This window comes from Roseateles sp. YR242 (assembly GCF_900109745.1).
GTDB lineage: Bacteria > Pseudomonadota > Gammaproteobacteria > Burkholderiales > Burkholderiaceae_C > Roseateles.
Genome location: NZ_FOAV01000012.1, coordinates 154,909 through 171,867 on the forward strand (window position 1 = coordinate 154,909; position 16,959 = coordinate 171,867).

The window sequence follows — 16,959 nt, forward strand, 5'->3', positions numbered from 1 at the left end:
AGCTTGAGTCGGAGAGGGGCCGGACAGGCCCCGGGGCAACATCAGATCGGCGTCAAATCAGCGCCGGATAAAGGTGCCGGATAAGGGTGCCGGATAAAGGCGCCAGACAGAAGCGCCAACTCAGCGATGCTCCGCAAACAGGTCGGGCGAAAACCCCACGCTCAGGCGGCCATCCGCCCATGCCACCAGCGGACGCTTGATCACGCTGGGCTGCTCGACCATCAGCGCCGCCGCGCTGGCCGCGTCCGTGACGCCCGCCTTCGTGGCATCGTCGAGCTTGCGCCAGGTGGTGCCCGCGCGGTTGAGCACCTTCTCCCAACCCAGGGTCTTCAGCCACTGGGGCAGTCGGTCGGCCGGCACGCCCTGCTTCTTGTAGTCGTGAAACTGGTAGGCCAGGCCTTGTTCGTCCAGCCAGGTGCGGGCCTTCTTGACGGTGTCGCAGTTGGGAATGCCGTAGACGGTGATCATGATGAACGGATGGGCCAGGGGCCGACACTGAAGTCAGAAACAAAGGCCGCCACGCTACCATGAAGCCATGATCCCCTGGCTCGACGACGATACCCTGGAATTCCCCCCCACCCGGCGCGCACTGGGCCCGCGCAGCGACGCGCCGGGCCTGCTGGCCGCTGGCGGCGACCTGAGGCCCGACCGGCTGCGGGCGGCTTACGCACAGGGCATCTTCCCGTGGTACGGCGAGGGCCAGCCCATCCTGTGGTGGTCCACAGAGCCGCGCATGGTGTTGCAGACGAAGAACTTCAAGCTCGCCCGTTCGCTGCGCAAGACCGTGGCCAGGTTCAGACGCTCGCCCGGCTGCGAGATCCGGGTGGACAGCGCCACCGAGACCGTTCTGAAGGCCTGCGCCAGCACCCCGCGCGACGGGCAGAACGGCACCTGGATCCTGCCGGAGATGCAGCAGGCCTACCTGCAGCTGGCACGTGAAGGTAGCGTCCACAGCGTCGAGACCTGGATGGATGGCGAACTGGCCGGTGGGCTGTACGGCGTCAACCTGGGCCGCATGTTCTATGGGGAATCCATGTTCATGCGAAGGACGGACGCCTCCAAGATCGCCCTGGCCGCACTGATCTGCCTGTGCCGCGAGCACCACATTCCCTGGATCGATTGCCAGCAGCAGACCAGTCATCTCGCCTCCATGGGCGCGGCGCCTGTCACACGTGCCGCGTTCGAAGCCCATTTGGCAGGACACGCCGGGCAGCCGGCGCCGCAGGATTGGTCCTATCATCCGCGCCTGTGGGCGCATCTGGAGGTTGGCGACGCCGATGGCGAGCCGGACGATGAACCGCCCACGGTTTGACCTCGCCCCTTGCCCTGCCGCAAGACCCACGACAACGCCCCACCACCGTGACGCACCCCAAAGAACTCCCGCTGGCCGAGCTGCAGTTCTACGCCACCGCGCCCTACCCCTGCAGCTATCTGTCGGATCGGCAGGCGCGGTCGCAAGTGGCCACGCCCAGCCATCTGATCCATGCGGACGCCTATTCCACGCTGGTATCCGCTGGCTTCCGGCGCAGCGGCATGTTCACCTACCGGCCCTATTGCGACGGCTGCAAGGCCTGCATCCCCATGCGCATCCCGGTGGCGCCGTTCCGCCCCAGCCGGAGCCAGCGCCGCGCCTGGTCGCAACATGAGGACTTGCAGGCCCGGGTGATGCGGCTGGGCTACAGCGACGAGCACTATCAGCTCTACCTGCGCTACCAGGCCGGTCGCCACAGCGGTGGTGGCATGGACCATGACAGCGTGGACCAGTACACCCAGTTCCTGCTGCAAAGCCGGGTGAACTCGCGGCTGGTGGAATTCCGGGCGCCGGACGGCACACTGAAGATGGTGTCCATCCTGGACATCCTCAGCGACGGGCTGTCCGCCGTCTACACCTTCTACGAGCCCGAAGCGAAGGCCAGCTACGGCACTTACAACGTGCTGTGGCAGCTGCGTCAAACCCGCGAACTGGGCCTGCCCCACCTCTACCTCGGCTACTGGATCGCGCAGAGCGACAAGATGGCTTACAAGGCGCGCTTCATGCCGCATGAGCTGCTCCGGGAGGGGCAGTGGCAACGCGTCGAGGGCGCGTCGGCGTCCTGACATCGGTCTGGCGTCGGCATTTCCGGACCGCCTGGCCGCTTAACCGCTTGACCGACACTGACCGACTGACCTCCACACCGCCTGACCTCCGGACCACCGCATTTCCTCGCGCGCGCGGGGTGGCGTTTCGTGGATGCCTACCTTGAGAAGCCCAATGGCGCATTTCCGTTCGCAGGGTGGCGTCCCGCGCCATCGTCCGTTGCAGCCCGCTACAGCCAGCGCACTGTCCCCTTGATCACCCCACGCCCGCCACTGGTTTCAGAGTGGTAGGCCTGGTTGTCCTTTGAACCACGGGTTTTTCTCGATGGCCGGACCGCTACTGGTATCTACATTCAATACCACTGTGAGATCAGTGGTCGTGATCTCCCCTGTTTGAGAACAAGAAGATCCTTTCCCTCGGGCCGTTCCTCAACTGGAGATCCCCATGACACGACTCGCCTTGCCTCCCCAGGCGGCGCTGATGCCATCCACGCCTGGCGCATCACCCCGCAGACCCCTCAGCGATGACACCACCGGCGCTTCCGCCCTGCGGCGCAGCCTCTGGCGGACCACGCTGCAAGGCGCCGCCTTGGCCGTGACGCTCGCGGCCGGCAGTGCGCAGGCCTACGACTGCACCAATGTGCCGGAATGGACGTCGGCCGCCATCTTCACCGGCACGATGCTGGCCAAGCAGAGCAACCAGGCCTACCAGGCCAAGTGGTGGACCCAGAACGAAGCGCCGGCCACACATTCCGGCGAATGGGACGTCTGGAAGCCGCTGGGCGCCTGCACCGGCAGCACCACGGACACGACGGCCCCGACGGTGCCCACCGGCCTCACCAGCAGCGGCATCACGACCACCAGCATCACGCTGAGCTGGGCCGCATCGACCGATGCTGGCTCCGGCGTGGCGGGGTATGACGTGCTGCGCGGTGGGGTGGTGATCGCCTCCCCCACCACCACGACCTACACCAACACCGGGCTGACTGCCGCCACCGCCTACAGCTACCAGGTGCGCGCCAAGGACAACGCCGGCAACGTGTCGGCCGTTAGTGCCACCCTGCTGACCAGCACCGCCAACGGCAACTGCGCCTCGCCGCCCACCACCCCCACCGGCCTGAGCGCCACGGCCAAGAGCAGCAACAGCGTGACGCTGGGCTGGACGGCCGTGGCCGCTGGCGCCAACTGCACCGTGGGCTACCAGATCCGCCAGGGCAGCACCCAGGTGGCGCAGCTCTCGGGAACCAGCACCACCATCGGCAGCCTGGCCGCCGACACGGACTACAGCTTCAGCGTGGTGGCCTACAACCAGGCCGGCAGCTCGCAGCCCTCTGCGGCAATCACCGTGCACACGGACAAGGCCACCGCGGGCGGCTCCAAGATCCTGCTGGGCTACTTCGCCCAGTGGGGCATCTACGGCCGCAACTACCAGGTGAAGAACATCGACACCAGTGGCTCGGCCGCGCAACTCACCCACATCAACTACGCCTTTGGCAATGTGCGCAACAACCGTTGCGAGGTGGGGGTGGTCGTGCCCAGCGATGCCAATACCGGCGCCGGCGGGGATGCGTTTGCGGACTACAGCAAGAGCTTTGCCGCCGACCAGAGCGTGGACGGCGTGGCCGACACCTGGGACCAACCCCTGCGCGGCAACTGGAACCAGCTCAAGAAGCTCAAGGCCAAGTACCCCAACATCAAGGTGCTGATCTCGCTGGGTGGCTGGACCTGGTCGCGTGGGTTCTCCAGCGCGGCACGCCCGGAAAACCGCGTGGCCTTCGTCAAGAGCTGCATTGACGCCTACATCAAGGGGGATCTGCCGGTGACGGACAACGCAGGCGGCACCGCAGCCGCTGCCGGCGTGTTCGACGGCATCGACATCGACTGGGAGTACCCGGTGGCCTGCGGTCTCGCCTGCGGCGTGGCGGAGGACAAGGACAACTTCACCGCCCTGCTGGCCGAGTTCCGCAAGCAGCTGGATGCCGTGAAGCCCGGGCTGCTGCTGAGCATTGCCGCGCCGGGTGGCGTGGACAAGATCCGCCAGATCGATCCGGACAAGTTCCACCCCTCGCTGAACTTCATCAACGTGATGACCTACGATTTCCATGGCTCGTGGGACACCATCACCGGCTTCCACTCCGCGCTGTACGGCTCCACGGCCGATCCGTCCACGGGTGATGTGCGCTCGTACAACACCAATGCAGCGATGCAGGCCTTCCTCGACCGGGGTGTGCCAGCGGCCAAGCTGAATGTGGGCATCGGCTTCTACGGCCGCGGCTGGACCAACGTACCCAACGTGAGCAACGGCCTGTACCAGAGCGGCACAGCGGCGCCCGCCACCTATGAAGCGGGCAACGAGGACTACAAGGTGCTCAAGACCAAGACCGGCTTCACCAGCTATGTCGATAGCCAGAGCCGTGCGCAGTGGATCTTCAACGGCAGCACCTTCTGGACCTTCGACACCCCCACCCAGATCACCGAGAAGATGAGCTACGTGAAGACCAAGGGCTTCGGCGGCGCGTTCTTCTGGGAGTTCAGCGGGGACGACAGCACGGGCTCACTGGCCAAGGCAATGGGGGCAGGTCTGAAGTAGGCAAGGCAGACTTCTCTTCAGCCCCCTATAGACACTTCGTCATTTCTCAACACCACGGGCACCGTCGGGTGCCCGTTTTTCATGTCGGCACCTTTGGGCGCCCGTTCTTCATGGCGGCGCCTTCGGGTGCCCGTTTTCATGTCAGCACCTTCGGGCGCCCGTTCTTCATGGCGGCGCCTTCGGGTGCCCGCCCCTTACGTGCGAAGGTCGCTCAAGGCCTGCGCATGCATCAACCCCCAGGCCACCACCGCAGCGGCATCGATACTGAACGCATCCCCTTGCAGGCGCTGAGTCAGGCTCTCCAGGTCAAGCGACAGGAACTCGCTGACTTCGCCGTCCTGGTTGCTGGGCGAAAAGCCGAGCGGCAGTGTGAGGCTGTAGATGTGCAGCACCTCGTCATGCAACCCGTCCGGCGTCATGCGGACGCTGCGCAGTTGCCCGCGCGGCTGCAGGCCGGTGCTGAGTGACATCGGCACGCCGGCCTCTTCCCACAATTCGCGTCGGGCGCAGTCTCGCAAATCTTCTCCCGCAGGGAGGCCGCCCGCCGCCAGGTTGTCCAGCTTGCCGGGATCCGTGGGCTTGGTGAGCGCACGCCGGCCGCACACCATGCGCGCGCCGGGCAGGAAACCATTGATGTGCACCGCCCGGCTCATGAACCCAAACCAGCGGAAGGCCGCACGCTCGAGTTCAAACAGAGTTTCGCCGCGCGCGACGCACGGATCTTCCACCGGCCGCTCACAGGCATAAGGCTCATCCCGCCACCCGGCGATCGCACCCCGCTGACGGAGCATGGCCGCCACTTCGGCGATGCGCAGGGACCGCTGGGCCACGTCCATGCCTTGCGCCGCCCACACCACCACACCGTCTTTCATCTGCAACTCCGGCCAGCAGGCCTGGAGCAATGGCAAGCGCATCGGATGCACCCAGCCCAGGGCCAAATCATTCAAGTTGAAGCGCCACAACCCCGACGGCAGCGCTTGGTGCGCGTGCGCCAGGCAACGAGCCATGACCGCCTGGAGCGCGGCGGGCATTTGGGAGGGTGAAGGCATGCCACCCATTTTGCGGGCAGGTGCGGGGCGAGATTCCGAAGCACCCAAGAAAAAACCCCGACAGATATTGAATCTGTCGGGGTTGTTCTGGTGGGCGGTACAAGTTTCGAACTTGTGACCCCTGCCGTGTGAAAGCAGTGCTCTACCACTGAGCTAACCGCCCGGAATTCTGGGGAACGATTCTTTTGCAAGAATCTTTTGAATATTCCGGGTTTCTTCGAAATGAACCACCAAACCAAACTGGTGGGCGGTGCAGGCTTCGAACCTGCGACCCCTGCCGTGTGAAGGCAGTGCTCTACCCCTGAGCTAACCGCCCGATTTGTTGCTTCGGGCTCACCGCGAAAGACCAAGAGTATGCCATGGAATTTAAGAGCTACTCAAGAAGTTCCCGTGTTTTCGTTCTTGGTTTCACACGGATTTCTATTAATCGCACGCACGATCCTGCCATGACGAGGGAGTGGCTCGCAGACTTTCCACGGCACTCACGTCCGCCGGCCCCTACGTCACTCACTGGCCGTTCATTCGGCGCCGCTTATTGGCCGATTATTGGCCGCTCATGTGCCGCTCATGGGTCGCTGACACGCCGGATCAGCCGAGCGCCAATCAGGCTGCCGCCGAAGCTACCGCAGTCTGCACCGCCGGCTGCTGCCAGATGCGCTTGCCGCCGCTGGCCTTGTCCAGCTCGGCCAGCACCTTGTCATGCAGCACGAGCTCTTCGGCGGTGGCCGCGAGAACCGGCAACTGGAAGCTGCTCAGGTCGATGGCAGCCACGGCCATCTCACCGCCCTGACCGGACGACGCACTCGAGTCATCGATCACCAGCGAGTCCTGGCCGCGCGTGAGGCGGATATAGACCTCGGCCAGCAACTCCGCATCCTTCACTGCGCCGTGCAGGCCACGGTTGCTGTTGTCCACCTCCAGGCGGCGGCACAGGGCATCCAGCGAGTTGGCCTTGCCGGGGAACATGTCGCGCGCCATTACCAGCGTGTCGGTCACGCTGCCCACCACCTCATGCAGCAGCGGACGCTTGGCGCGTTTGAGCTCGGCATTGATGAAGCCCACGTCGAACGAGGCGTTGTGGGCGATCAGCTCCGCGTCGCGCATGAACGCCAGCATCTCGTCCACGATCTCGGCGAACTTGGGCTTGTCCGAGAGGAAGTCAATGCTCAACCCGTGGACGCGGAAGGCCTCTTCCGGCATGTCCCGCTCAGGGTTGAGATAGAAGTGCAGGTGGCGACCGGTGAGCTGGCGGTTCACCATCTCCACGCAGCCGATGTCCACGACGCGGTCGCCGGACTCGGGGTTCAGGCCCGTGGTTTCGGTGTCAAAAAAGATCTGTCTCATGTCGGGTGCAATTCAGCGCAAATCAGGTGCGAGCGGGGGTCGCCGGGGTGCCCGTGCCACCGGCGCGGCGGGCACGGTGATAGGCCCAGATCATCATCAGGATGCCGCCCACCACCATCGGGGCGCTGAGCCACTGGCCCTGGCTCCAGCCAAACAGGCGCAGGCCCAGGAAATCATCCGGTTCACGGAAATACTCGGCCACGAAGCGGAAGAAGCCGTAGCCGATCAGGAACAGGCCGGACACCGCCGCCATCGGACGCGGCTTGCGCGCAAACAGCCACAGGATGATGAACAGCAGCACACCCTCCCCCAGGAACTGGTAGATCTGGGACGGGTGGCGAGGCGTCTGGTCATGCGCCTGCGGAAAAATCATGGCCCAGGGCAGCGACGGATCGGCCTGACGGCCCCACAACTCACCGTTGATGAAGTTGCCCAGGCGCCCCATGGCCAGTCCGGTGGGCACGCACGGCGCCACCAGGTCGGCCACCTCGAAGAACTTGAAACCACGCCGCCAGCCAAACACCGCCAGCGCCACGATCACCCCGAGCAGCCCGCCGTGGAAAGACATGCCCCCTTGCCAGACCGCAAAGATCTCCAGCGGGTGCTTGAGAAACTCACCGGGCTTGTAGAACAGCACATAGCCCAGGCGACCGCCCAACACCACACCCAGCACGCCATAGAACAGCAGGTCATCCACGGCCGGGCGGGTCCAGCCGCGCTGGGCATGCCAGGGGCGGGCCACCTGCAGGTTGGCCAGCCACAGGAACAGCACAAATGCGGCGAGATAGGTCAGCCCATACCAGTGGATGGGCCAGCCAAAGACGTGGAAGGCGACCGGGTCGAACTGGGGGTGGATCAGCGGATGAGTCAGCATGCGAATAGATGGTGCCGTGGGGTGCGCGCGGCGCAAGCGGCGGCGCGCCAGCAGCGGTGGCGAGGTGCCGAATCATAGTGCGGCCGCAAGCCCCAGCCACCCGCTCTTCGCCCCCACGTCAGGTGGCAGCAGGACAGGCCGATCCGCGCCCGCGCTCGGTGGGCCGGGTTAATGGCGCGAGGTCAGCGGGCCGACACCAGTTGGGTCGACACACTTGGGCCGAGAAGTTGGCCGACATAGATGACTGATATCAGGTAGCCGACCCGAGCTCCGCCAGCCGCCGCCTGCAATCTTCGATGTTGCTGGCGCTGGCGCGGCGGTTGTCGATGTAGCGTTCAAAGGCGGCGCGCGCACCGGCCTTGTCGCCCTTGTCCTGCAGTGCGATGCCGATGCGATGGTCGAGCGCCAGTTGCTCCGCCCCGTTCAGGCCCTTGGCCTTTTCGAAGGTGGCGACCGCGCCATCGTGGTCGCCCATGGCGTCCAGCACCCGGCCCAGGCCATACAGCGGCATGGCCTGCTGCGGCTGCTGGCGCGCCAGTTCTTCCAGCCAGGCCCGGGCCTTGGCATGCTGGTTGTCGTGCATCAACTGGCGGCCGAGGTCACTGCCCAGCACCCGCTGTTCCAGCATCAGCTCCGGCCGCTTGGTGCGCACGGCGCGCAATTCACGCTCCATGCCGGACCAGTCCTTCTTCGACGCTGCGGTGCGGGCACGCAGCAGGTGGAGTTGGTCCTCATCCTGTACGCCCTGCTCCAGGGCGCGGGCCTTGGATTCCCCACCGCCGATGAAGCTGGGCAACGCCAGGTAGTACTGCTGCAGGGCGCTGCGGGGCTCGGGAGCCTCGGGCAGTTGCGCCATGGCTTTTTGCATGAGTTCGCTCACGCGGCTCAGCGATCCCAATGCCTTGAGCTTGCTGCCCCCTCTGACCTGCATCACCAGCGCCAGCGCCAGCGCATAGGAGCAACTGGCTTCCTGGGGCTGCTTCTGCACACATTGCTCCAGGCGCCGCGTGTTCTGGCGCAGGGCGGCGCCATCAGCCAGATCCAGCTGTGACAGCGCCAGCGCGGCGGTGGCCTGGGCATCGTCCGGATGCGCCTTCAGGCGTTGGCCGGCGAGCCTCTCCAGTTGATCCGCCTGCCCCGCATCCAGCAGGTTCTGCAGCGCCGGGTCCTTGAACACTGCCGCCTGCGCGGGTGCAGCGCCCATGAACAGCGCAGGCGCCAGCAGCAGCGCAGCCATGCCGAGCGGAGTCTTGCCAGTCAGTCGTTTCACCATCGGTCCTTCTTCAAAAAGCAGCGGCGCCTCGGCCACCCCCAACTTATACAGAGCTACCCGAAGGCTAACGTGGCAGTTTGGTAAACGGGAGACAAGAAGCGCACCAAGCGCCCGTTGCGAGAACGCCAAAGACGGTTGACGAATGACAAAGGGGACCTCTCGGCCCCCCCTCTTTGGGCGAATGCAGGTGGATTCTTCGCAGCGCCAGAGAGGCTGTTGCCTCCTGCACCACCACAATGGGTCATCCAACCCGCATCGCCGCCTTCCAGACCCGCGATCAACGACGACGGCGCTGCTTGTCCGAGGTGCCGAGCTTGGACATGGCTTCCTGACGCCGCGCTTCCTTGCGCTCGTCCAGGCGGTCCATGGCCTTGCGCTGGGTCAGACCGGTCTTGTCGGCGAATTCCCACCAGACCACGGCCACGGCGAACGGCGCCAGCACCACCCACCAGCTCCACTCGGCCACGGGCCCGAATTCAGCCACCTTCATCACCAGCAGCAAAACCCCAATGACAATGAACCACATCACAACTCTCCTCGTCGCCGGCGCCCGCTAGGCCCGGCCACCCAACACTACAATCTTTTGAGCTCGGCATGCCTCGGCCAAGTCATTGTGCTTGTTTCAAATTCCCGCTTTATCAGAATGCGCTTCGGCGCGTTCCAGGCAGCGGGCTGAAATGTAGCCAATCGGAAGCGAACGGGGTGTTCCGAATTTCAACAGTTTCCAACCGTTTCCTTCCCGCTATTCTCCCGGCAGGATTTGAAAGGATGCCATGAAAGTTGCCCTGATCGCCTGCGCCACCGTGATGGTCGCGCTCTCCGCTACCCCGGCCATGGCCAGCCCCGAGCTGGCCCAGAAGAAGAACTGCATGGCCTGCCATTCAGTCGACAAGAAGCTGGTGGGCCCCGGCTACAAGGAGGTTGCCAAGAAGTACGCTGGCGACAAGGACGCTGTCAAGAAGTTGTCCGAGAAGATCATCAAGGGAGGGGCCGGCGTGTGGGGCCCCGTGCCCATGCCCGCCAACGCCCAGGTCAGCCCCGCCGAAGCCGAGCAACTGGCCAAGTGGGTGCTCTCCTTGAAGTGACCGTTACGGCAGGGTAAATAAAATGGGGCTCGCGCCACCACGCGCGAGCCCCTCGGAGCAACGACCGGGCACCCCTGGTCGTTCTTCTGTACCGGACGGATCAGCCGATCCGCACCGGCACGAAGATCTTGTCCCCTCCCCGCTGCACCAGCAGGGCGACAGACTTTTCAGCGTTCTGCACCAGGCCACGCACCTGGTCCACCGACTGCACTGGCGTGCCATTCACCGCCAGCAGCACATCGCCGGGCCGCACCTGAGCCCGGGCTGCAGGGCCCGAGACTTCCTCGATCAACAGGCCTTCACGAATACCCAGTTGGCGGCGCTCTTCCGGCTGCAGCGGCCGCAGCGCCAGGCCCAGCTTGCCCTGCGCAGCGGCGGGGCCGTCCTCGTTCTTCGCCTGCTTCGCGGCCTTGTCGTTGGCATCCCCCATGACGGCGGTGAGCTGCTCGCGCTTGCCACCCCGCCAGACTTCCATCACCGCCTTTTCGCCGGGACTGGACTGATCCACCAGAGCCGGGAGATCACCGCTGCCCACGATCGGCTGGCCCTTGAAGCTCAGGATTACGTCGCCCGGCCGCAGGCCCGCCTTCGCGGCTGGACTGCCCTCTTCCACATTGGCGACCAGCGCGCCCTCCGGACGCTCCAGCTTGAAGGAGTCGGCAAAGCCCTGGTTCACTTCCTGCACCATCACACCCAGACGGGCATGCTGCACCTTGCCCCCGTTCTGGATCTGCTGGCGCACCTTGTTGGCCACCTCCACCGGGATCGCAAAGGACAAACCCTGATAACCACCCGAGGCGCTGTAGATCTGGGAGTTGATGCCCACCACCTCGCCACGGGCGTTGAACAGCGGCCCGCCGGAGTTACCCGGGTTGATGGCCACATCCGTCTGCAGGAAGGGCACGCGGCTTTCATCCGGACCCAGGGAACGACCCTTGGCACTGATCACCCCGGCGCTGACACTGTTCTCGAAACCGAAGGGCGAGCCGATGGCCAGCACCCATTCCCCGACCCGCAGGTCTTTGGTGGCCCCCAGGCGCACCGTGGGCAGGTTCTTGGCCTCGATCTTGAGCACCGCCACATCGGTGGACTTGTCGCTGCCCAGCACCTTGGCGCGGAATTCACGCCGGTCGGTCAGCTTGACCACCACTTCCTGGGCGTCCTGCACCACGTGGGCGTTGGTGAGGATGATGCCGTCGGCGCTGACGATGAACCCGGAACCCTGGCCACGGATCTGGCGGCTACCCCCCTCCCCGTCCCCACCCTGGCCGCCGGGCGCGCCCGGAAGGCCGAAGCGGCGGAAGAATTCATAGAACGGATCGTCCGGGTCGATCTGCGGGCCGCGGGCGCCGCGTGTCTTCACCGTGCCGGAGACGCTGATGTTCACCACCGCCGGGCCCTGGGTCGCCGCGATCTGCGCAAAGTCCGGCAGGCCGGCGGGGGGGGCCGTCACAGCGGTGACAGCCGCTGGGGCCGCGGCGCCGGCCAGCGGCGAAGTCACTGCAGCGACCTGCGCACCGTCCACCGAGGCACCACCGCCGGGGGCTGCCGAGTCCGCAGAATTGACCGAAGCACCGGCCAACGTGGCCGATTCGTTGGGCACCTTGGCATTGCGCATGGCCAGGGCGCCGCCCGTGGCGCCCAGCACGCCGGCAGCGGCCAGCGCCCAGACCAGTTTCTTGGCCGAGATCATCTTTTCCACTTGTGCCATTTGAATCACCTCCAGGAGGTTCAAATCAATTCGATGGCCAGAGTGTGAGACCGTTGCCTTAGACCGTTCTTAAGGAAGCTCTGCATCACTCCCGCGAGCCGAGGTGGCCCTGATTCGGGATGGGGTGCAAGGCGCAAACCACCGCCATAGCGGGCGCTATGGCGAGGATTTGCAACGCGGCGGACCTCCCGAAGCGGGGTCATCTCGGCCGCGAGGAGTGATGCAAAGGCTTCTTAACCGTCAGCCGAACCGGCGGGGGGCCGTACCGGCATCGCCAATTCCACGCGCAGCCCACCCAGGCTGGTGCTGTGGCCCAGGCGCAGCGTGGCGCCATGATCCTGCGCGATGCTGCGCGCGATGGCCAGGCCCAGCCCGCTGCCCGGCGCCTGCTGTGCCTGGGATTCGGAGCGGTAGAAGCGGTCGAACACCCGGGCCCGTTCCGCCTCGGGAATGCCCGGGCCATCGTCCTCCACCACCACCAGCGCCTGGTCGCCGGTGCGCTCCAGGCTCAGATCCACCCGGCTGCGGCCGTACTTGACGCCGTTGTCCAGCAGGTTGCGAAGCAGGATTTGCAGGGCGTCCGGCTGCCCGCTCACCTCAGCGGGGTCACAACGCCCCAGGCCCAGGTCCACGCCGCGCGCCTGCGCCAGCGTGCTCACCTCCACCACCGCATCGCGGCACAACTCGTCCAGCGCAATCGCCTGCGGTGGCGCCGGCACCTTGGCGCTTTCCTGACGCGCCAGCGCCAGCAACTGCTCGATCAGCCGCCCGGCCCGGTCGATGCCGGTGGCCAGTCGCTCCGTCGCCTGGTTGCGCGCCTGTTCGTCCGGCGCCCGGCGCAGCGCCTGGAGCTGGAGCTTCAGGGCGGCCAGCGGCGACCGCAGCTCATGGGCCGCGTCCGCCACGAACTGCTGTTGCACCTCGAAGGCCTGGCGCACCCGCTCCAGCAACGCATTGAGTTCGGTCACCAGCGGCTGCACCTCGCTGGGCAGGTCAGCGGCATCCACCGGCGACAGGTCCTGCGCCGCGCGGCGTGAAATCTGCTGGCGCACGCGCTGCAGCGGGTCCAGGGAGTAGCTCACCACCCACCAGACGACCATGGCCAGCAGCGGCAGCATCATGGCCGTGGGCAGCACGGTGCGCCAGGCCAGTTGCCCGGCCATGCGCTGGCGCACAGACATGTCTTGCGCCACCTGCACCACCTGGAAGCGCCCCTGGATGGCCAGCACCCGGTAGCGCTTGCCGCGCAGCTCCACGTTGGAGAACCCCAGCACCGCCCGCTGCGGCAGCCAGTCCGGCCCGGCCGAGCGGTACAGCGGCGTGCCGTCCAGGCCCCAGACCTGCACGATCAGGTCGATGCTCTGCTCCTCCCCCAGCGGCAGCGGCAGGCCGGTGCCCATGCCCGCGCGCAGGGACAGGGCCACCTGCTGCATCTGGTAGTCGAAGATCTCGTCGGCCTCGGCCAGTGCATTGCGATAGGCGCTGGAGCCTTGCACCAGCGCGCTCAGCAGCATGGCCGCGAGCAGGAACAGCACCAGCCGGTAGCGCAGCGAACGTGGCAGCACCCTCATTCCTTGGGCACCCGGTAACCCACCCCCCGCACGTTCTGGATCAGTTCCGCACCGAGCTTCTTGCGCAGGCCGTGGATATAGACCTCCACCGCATTGCTGCTGATCTCGTCCTTCCAGCCGTACAGCTTTTCTTCCAGCTGCTGGCGCGACAGCACCATGCCAGGGCGCGCAATCAGCGGCTCCAGCACCGCCCATTCGCGTGCGGACAGGGTCACGGCCTGCCCATGCGCCGTCACCTCGCGGGTGGCGGGATGGATGGTGACGCCCATGTGCTCGTACACCGGCTCAGCCCGGCCGGCCGCGCGGCGCAGCAAGGCGCGGATGCGGGCCAGCAGTTCGTCCAGCTCGAAGGGTTTGAGCACATAGTCGTCCGCGCCTGCGTCCAGGCCCGCCACGCGCTGCTGGATGGCGTCCCGCGCGGTGGCGATCAGCACCGGCATGGTCTGCTTGCGGCCGCGCAGGCCCTGCAGCACCTGCATGCCGTCGCGCTTGGGCAGGCCCAGGTCCAGCAGCACCAGGTCGTAGGTCTGGGACTGGAGCGCGGTGTCGGCCATTTCGCCGTCCCGCACCCAGTCCACCGCATAACCATCGGCGCGCAACAGCTCAAGCAGTTGCTCGCCGATCATGGAGTCGTCTTCAGCCAACAGGAGTCGCATGGCCGCGATTGTGCACGCGCCTGCGACCTGCCGTTGGCGTCAGCCGGCTGACGGCCCCTGTCAGGCGCGCACGCCCGCCACCTCGCGGACAAGCGTCAGCGCCAGGTAGGGTGCCCACTCCGCGTCCACGACATTTAAGAGATTTTTGGGCTCCACCGACCCCAGCAACAGATTGGGCCGTGAGGAGAAAGGGACCTCATTCAGGTTGGTCAGGGAACCGCTCGGATTGATTAGCCTGGGCAGCGCATCCGCCTCCTGCTTGCTGGCGGTAAGCGCCTGTTCAAACCGGCTGCTATGGCCCGCCACCCGGCTGCGCCATCTTTCCTTTTGGTCTGTGCTAAGACTATTGAACCGTTCCTGCAACAGTCCCCGCACCGCTTCGTAGGACAGCGCCGCGCCAGCTTTCGTTTCCAGGGCGGGATTCTCACGCACCGCTCGCCCGACGTCCTTTGCCCAAGCGAGATGGCTGGTCAGGTCTCGCAAGGGAGAGGTACGCAATTTCGACCGGACGAAGCCACGCAACCCCGTAGTGCCGGTCATCTCCTTCACCAGCCCCTCCAATCTGGGCATGAATTCAATGAATTTTTGGCCACCGGGCCTCCATTCGCTGCGCAGCGCGTCAGGGACGTTAACGTCCTCGATCGCGCCGTTCGAAGACTCCGCCAGCTTGAGCGCTTCCAGAAATTCCAAGGCCTTATCGGTGACCACAGGCTTGCCGGAGGACGCCGCAGACACCGGGGACCCGGGCGGCGGAGACTGCACACTGTGCGTTGGGGACCGGAAGGCGTCCGGCGAGATAAGCACTGAACGCGTCGGCGATTGCACTCCACCACGCTGCGCCGAGGAAGGAGAGAGGCTGTCGGACGACGAGCGCGACCTGTCAGGCTCAACCCTCGGGCGATACCTTCGGACACGCCGTTCCTTGCTTTCGCCGGGTAGATTCGGGCTGGTGGCGACCTGCGTGGGCAGATCCAGTTGCTGTGGCCGCACGGCCGGCACCGGCTGCGCAATGCCCGCCTTCAGCACGTTCATCAACGCGAGCACCATCGCTTGCTTTTGAAGATCGCGCCCAAAAGCAGTCGCCGCTTCGACGTCGTTCGGCGGCACGGTCAGCAGATCCGTCTGGGCGCGGTTAAACCGGTCGTGCACCCACCTCTGCGCGGCTTCGTCACTTTGCAGCCGCGCAGCCATTGTCTCCGCACGCTCCCGCATGGCCTCACCACCCTCTGCCACGACTCGGGCCACCAGGGGCCGCATGCCATCTGTCAGTCCGGCGGTCAGCCCTCCAGCCTCTTCAATGATGACATTGCCTCCCATCACCTCAGAAAGCTTCAGCTTCGATGCCGGTCCGTCCAACAGTGCTTCGGCGGCGTCAGCAAACCATCGTTCGGCCTTGAGCACTTCTTGCTGCTCCAGCGCCTTCTCTCCCGGGGGATCGGCGGCCTGTCCCTTGAGCAATTCATGGATGGCGCGGCCCACGCCTTGGCGCCGCAGCTGTTGGGTGCAATTCGAGCTGGTCGTGCCGACGGTGGAAATCTCGAACGCTTCGGCCACCGGCCTCGGTACGTTCGCAGCCGAAGGCAGTGATGGCGAGCGCAGTGTCTGCACTGCTGCTGAATCCGGTGCACCGTTGATCTTGTTCCATTGTTTCCAGATCTCTTCCGCCAACTTGTCGTAGTCCGCAAGGTTGGGGCCCGCGTCAGCAAAAGAGGGGCTGCGCTCCGCCCAGGCTGACCTGACGAAGTTGCGCATCTGCGCTGCCAGGTCTGCGTAGTTGTTGAGCGACAGTTCCTGTCGATTCAGGCGCTCCAGGCACTGCATGGCGTGCAACGCCACCGCCACCACACCAGACTCGGATGCGCCGTTATGGCACATGACGCCGAGCTTCATAGGGCTCTTGCCGTTATCGAGCCAGCGCAACTTCATCTTTTGCAGCAGCATCTTCACCCAGCGTGGGTTCTGAATGTCCAGCCAGTGGGTAGTCACACCATGCGTCTTCGGACGATACAGGGCATTGCGTGCGGACACGGAGATGCTGCCCTGAGGCCATCTATCCATATTAGGTGTCTTAGGCTCCACGCACTGAACCTCCAGGCATCGCTGCTTCGAAATCTGCGTCCCGTTGTAGGTGTAGCCCCCCCCATCCAGGGCCGCCAAGTGGGCGAGGTTCTTGTTGTTAAAACCGACTCGCTCGATTCCTTCTTTGTCGATTTCTTTGACCGACGGCGCCACGATCAGGAGGTCGGAAATGTCCTCGGCCATCAGGGCGGCACCAAAGCCCGCCATCGCGCGGTCATTCCCGGGGGCCGGCGGCTGCATCTGCAGCAGCGTCCTGTGCGGCAAGGCCCTGGACCAGAACGTACTGGTTGGAGACAAGCCGGACACCCCGGGCTGGGGAGAACCGCCCCCCAGGCTCAGCCGGATTGCATTGGCACGGACGGTCGAGGCGCCGAGCGGGTCCTCCCAGCCCGTCTCCTCAATCGGCGGCAACGCCAGGTCAGGCGGCAGCGTCACGAAATTCTCCGGCACGAATTGCATCCCAGGAAGGGAATTCCAGCTTCGGTTCTGCAATTCTCTGGGGGTCGCAAACGCCTGCACCCCGGGTTGGATCCGAGCCCCTTCTTGCGCGTGGGTGGGTGAATCGATCTGGCCTGCAGCCTGGAAGGCCTGGAGCGATTCAGTTTGAGATGGAATCGATAGCTTCATCTTGGCAATCAGGCGCGATGGCCT

14 protein-coding genes and 2 tRNA genes are annotated in these 16,959 nt (G+C 65.3%); 4 read left to right on the forward strand and 12 right to left on the reverse strand.

The window, feature by feature from the left end; all coding sequences use genetic code 11:
- Positions 1–120 precede the first annotated feature (120 nt).
- A complete protein-coding gene (locus BMY53_RS19915; protein WP_177200975.1) occupies positions 121–468 on the reverse strand; it encodes an ArsC family reductase in 348 nt (115 codons plus the stop codon).
- A gap of 67 nt (positions 469–535) precedes the next feature.
- Between BMY53_RS19915 and aat the strand changes: the two genes are divergently transcribed.
- The 3 genes from aat (at position 536) to BMY53_RS19930 (ending at position 4,666) form a co-directional block, all read left to right on the forward strand.
- Positions 536–1,312, forward strand: a complete 777-nt coding sequence (gene aat, locus BMY53_RS19920; RefSeq protein WP_092948238.1) for a leucyl/phenylalanyl-tRNA--protein transferase — start codon at positions 536–538, stop codon at positions 1,310–1,312.
- Positions 1,313–1,359: 47 nt separating this feature from the next.
- Positions 1,360–2,097, forward strand: a complete 738-nt coding sequence (locus tag BMY53_RS19925) for an arginyltransferase (protein ID WP_092948273.1) — start codon at positions 1,360–1,362, stop codon at positions 2,095–2,097.
- Between the two features lie 424 nt (positions 2,098–2,521).
- Complete coding sequence (locus BMY53_RS19930) at positions 2,522–4,666, forward strand: glycosyl hydrolase family 18 protein (RefSeq protein WP_218151271.1); 2,145 nt, start codon at positions 2,522–2,524, stop codon at positions 4,664–4,666.
- A 194-nt stretch (positions 4,667–4,860) separates the two neighbouring features.
- Here the strand turns inward: BMY53_RS19930 and BMY53_RS19935 are convergent, their stop codons facing one another.
- From BMY53_RS19935 to BMY53_RS19965, 7 genes are all read right to left on the reverse strand, one after another.
- Positions 4,861–5,724: an NUDIX hydrolase gene (locus BMY53_RS19935; RefSeq protein WP_092948239.1), complete on the reverse strand. Its 864-nt coding sequence runs from the start codon at positions 5,722–5,724 to the stop codon at positions 4,861–4,863.
- Between the two features lie 79 nt (positions 5,725–5,803).
- A tRNA-Val gene (locus BMY53_RS19940) sits at positions 5,804–5,878 on the reverse strand.
- A gap of 78 nt (positions 5,879–5,956) precedes the next feature.
- Positions 5,957–6,031, reverse strand: a tRNA-Val gene (locus tag BMY53_RS19945).
- 287 nt (positions 6,032–6,318) lie between these two features.
- Positions 6,319–7,059, reverse strand: coding sequence for a DNA polymerase III subunit epsilon (gene dnaQ / locus BMY53_RS19950; RefSeq protein WP_092948240.1), 741 nt, complete (start codon positions 7,057–7,059; stop codon positions 6,319–6,321).
- A 22-nt stretch (positions 7,060–7,081) separates the two neighbouring features.
- Positions 7,082–7,933 (reverse strand): prolipoprotein diacylglyceryl transferase, encoded by an 852-nt coding sequence (lgt, locus tag BMY53_RS19955; RefSeq protein ID WP_092948241.1) that lies wholly within the window; start codon positions 7,931–7,933, stop codon positions 7,082–7,084.
- Between the two features lie 250 nt (positions 7,934–8,183).
- Positions 8,184–9,206 (reverse strand): tetratricopeptide repeat protein, encoded by a 1,023-nt coding sequence (locus BMY53_RS19960; protein WP_092948242.1) that lies wholly within the window; start codon positions 9,204–9,206, stop codon positions 8,184–8,186.
- A gap of 277 nt (positions 9,207–9,483) precedes the next feature.
- Positions 9,484–9,732, reverse strand: a complete 249-nt coding sequence (locus BMY53_RS19965) for a TIGR04438 family Trp-rich protein (RefSeq protein WP_092948243.1) — start codon at positions 9,730–9,732, stop codon at positions 9,484–9,486.
- Between the two features lie 247 nt (positions 9,733–9,979).
- Here BMY53_RS19965 and BMY53_RS19970 point away from each other — a divergent pair, with 247 nt between their 5' ends.
- Entirely contained in the window at positions 9,980–10,291 is a 312-nt protein-coding gene (locus tag BMY53_RS19970; RefSeq protein WP_092948244.1) for a c-type cytochrome, read from the forward strand.
- Between the two features lie 100 nt (positions 10,292–10,391).
- On the opposite strand, the gene BMY53_RS19975 is transcribed toward BMY53_RS19970, so the two are convergent.
- The 4 genes from BMY53_RS19975 to BMY53_RS19990 form a co-directional block, all read right to left on the reverse strand.
- A complete protein-coding gene (locus BMY53_RS19975) occupies positions 10,392–12,002 on the reverse strand; it encodes a DegQ family serine endoprotease (protein WP_255370297.1) in 1,611 nt (536 codons plus the stop codon).
- Positions 12,003–12,235: 233 nt separating this feature from the next.
- Positions 12,236–13,573, reverse strand: coding sequence for an ATP-binding protein (locus BMY53_RS19980; protein WP_092948245.1), 1,338 nt, complete (start codon positions 13,571–13,573; stop codon positions 12,236–12,238).
- Positions 13,570–14,229, reverse strand: coding sequence for a response regulator (locus BMY53_RS19985; protein ID WP_092948246.1), 660 nt, complete (start codon positions 14,227–14,229; stop codon positions 13,570–13,572). Before BMY53_RS19985 ends, BMY53_RS19980 begins: the two co-directional genes overlap by 4 nt.
- Positions 14,230–14,289: 60 nt before the next feature.
- A complete protein-coding gene (locus BMY53_RS19990) occupies positions 14,290–16,935 on the reverse strand; it encodes a hypothetical protein (RefSeq protein WP_143074163.1) in 2,646 nt (881 codons plus the stop codon).
- Positions 16,936–16,959: the final 24 nt, after the last annotated feature.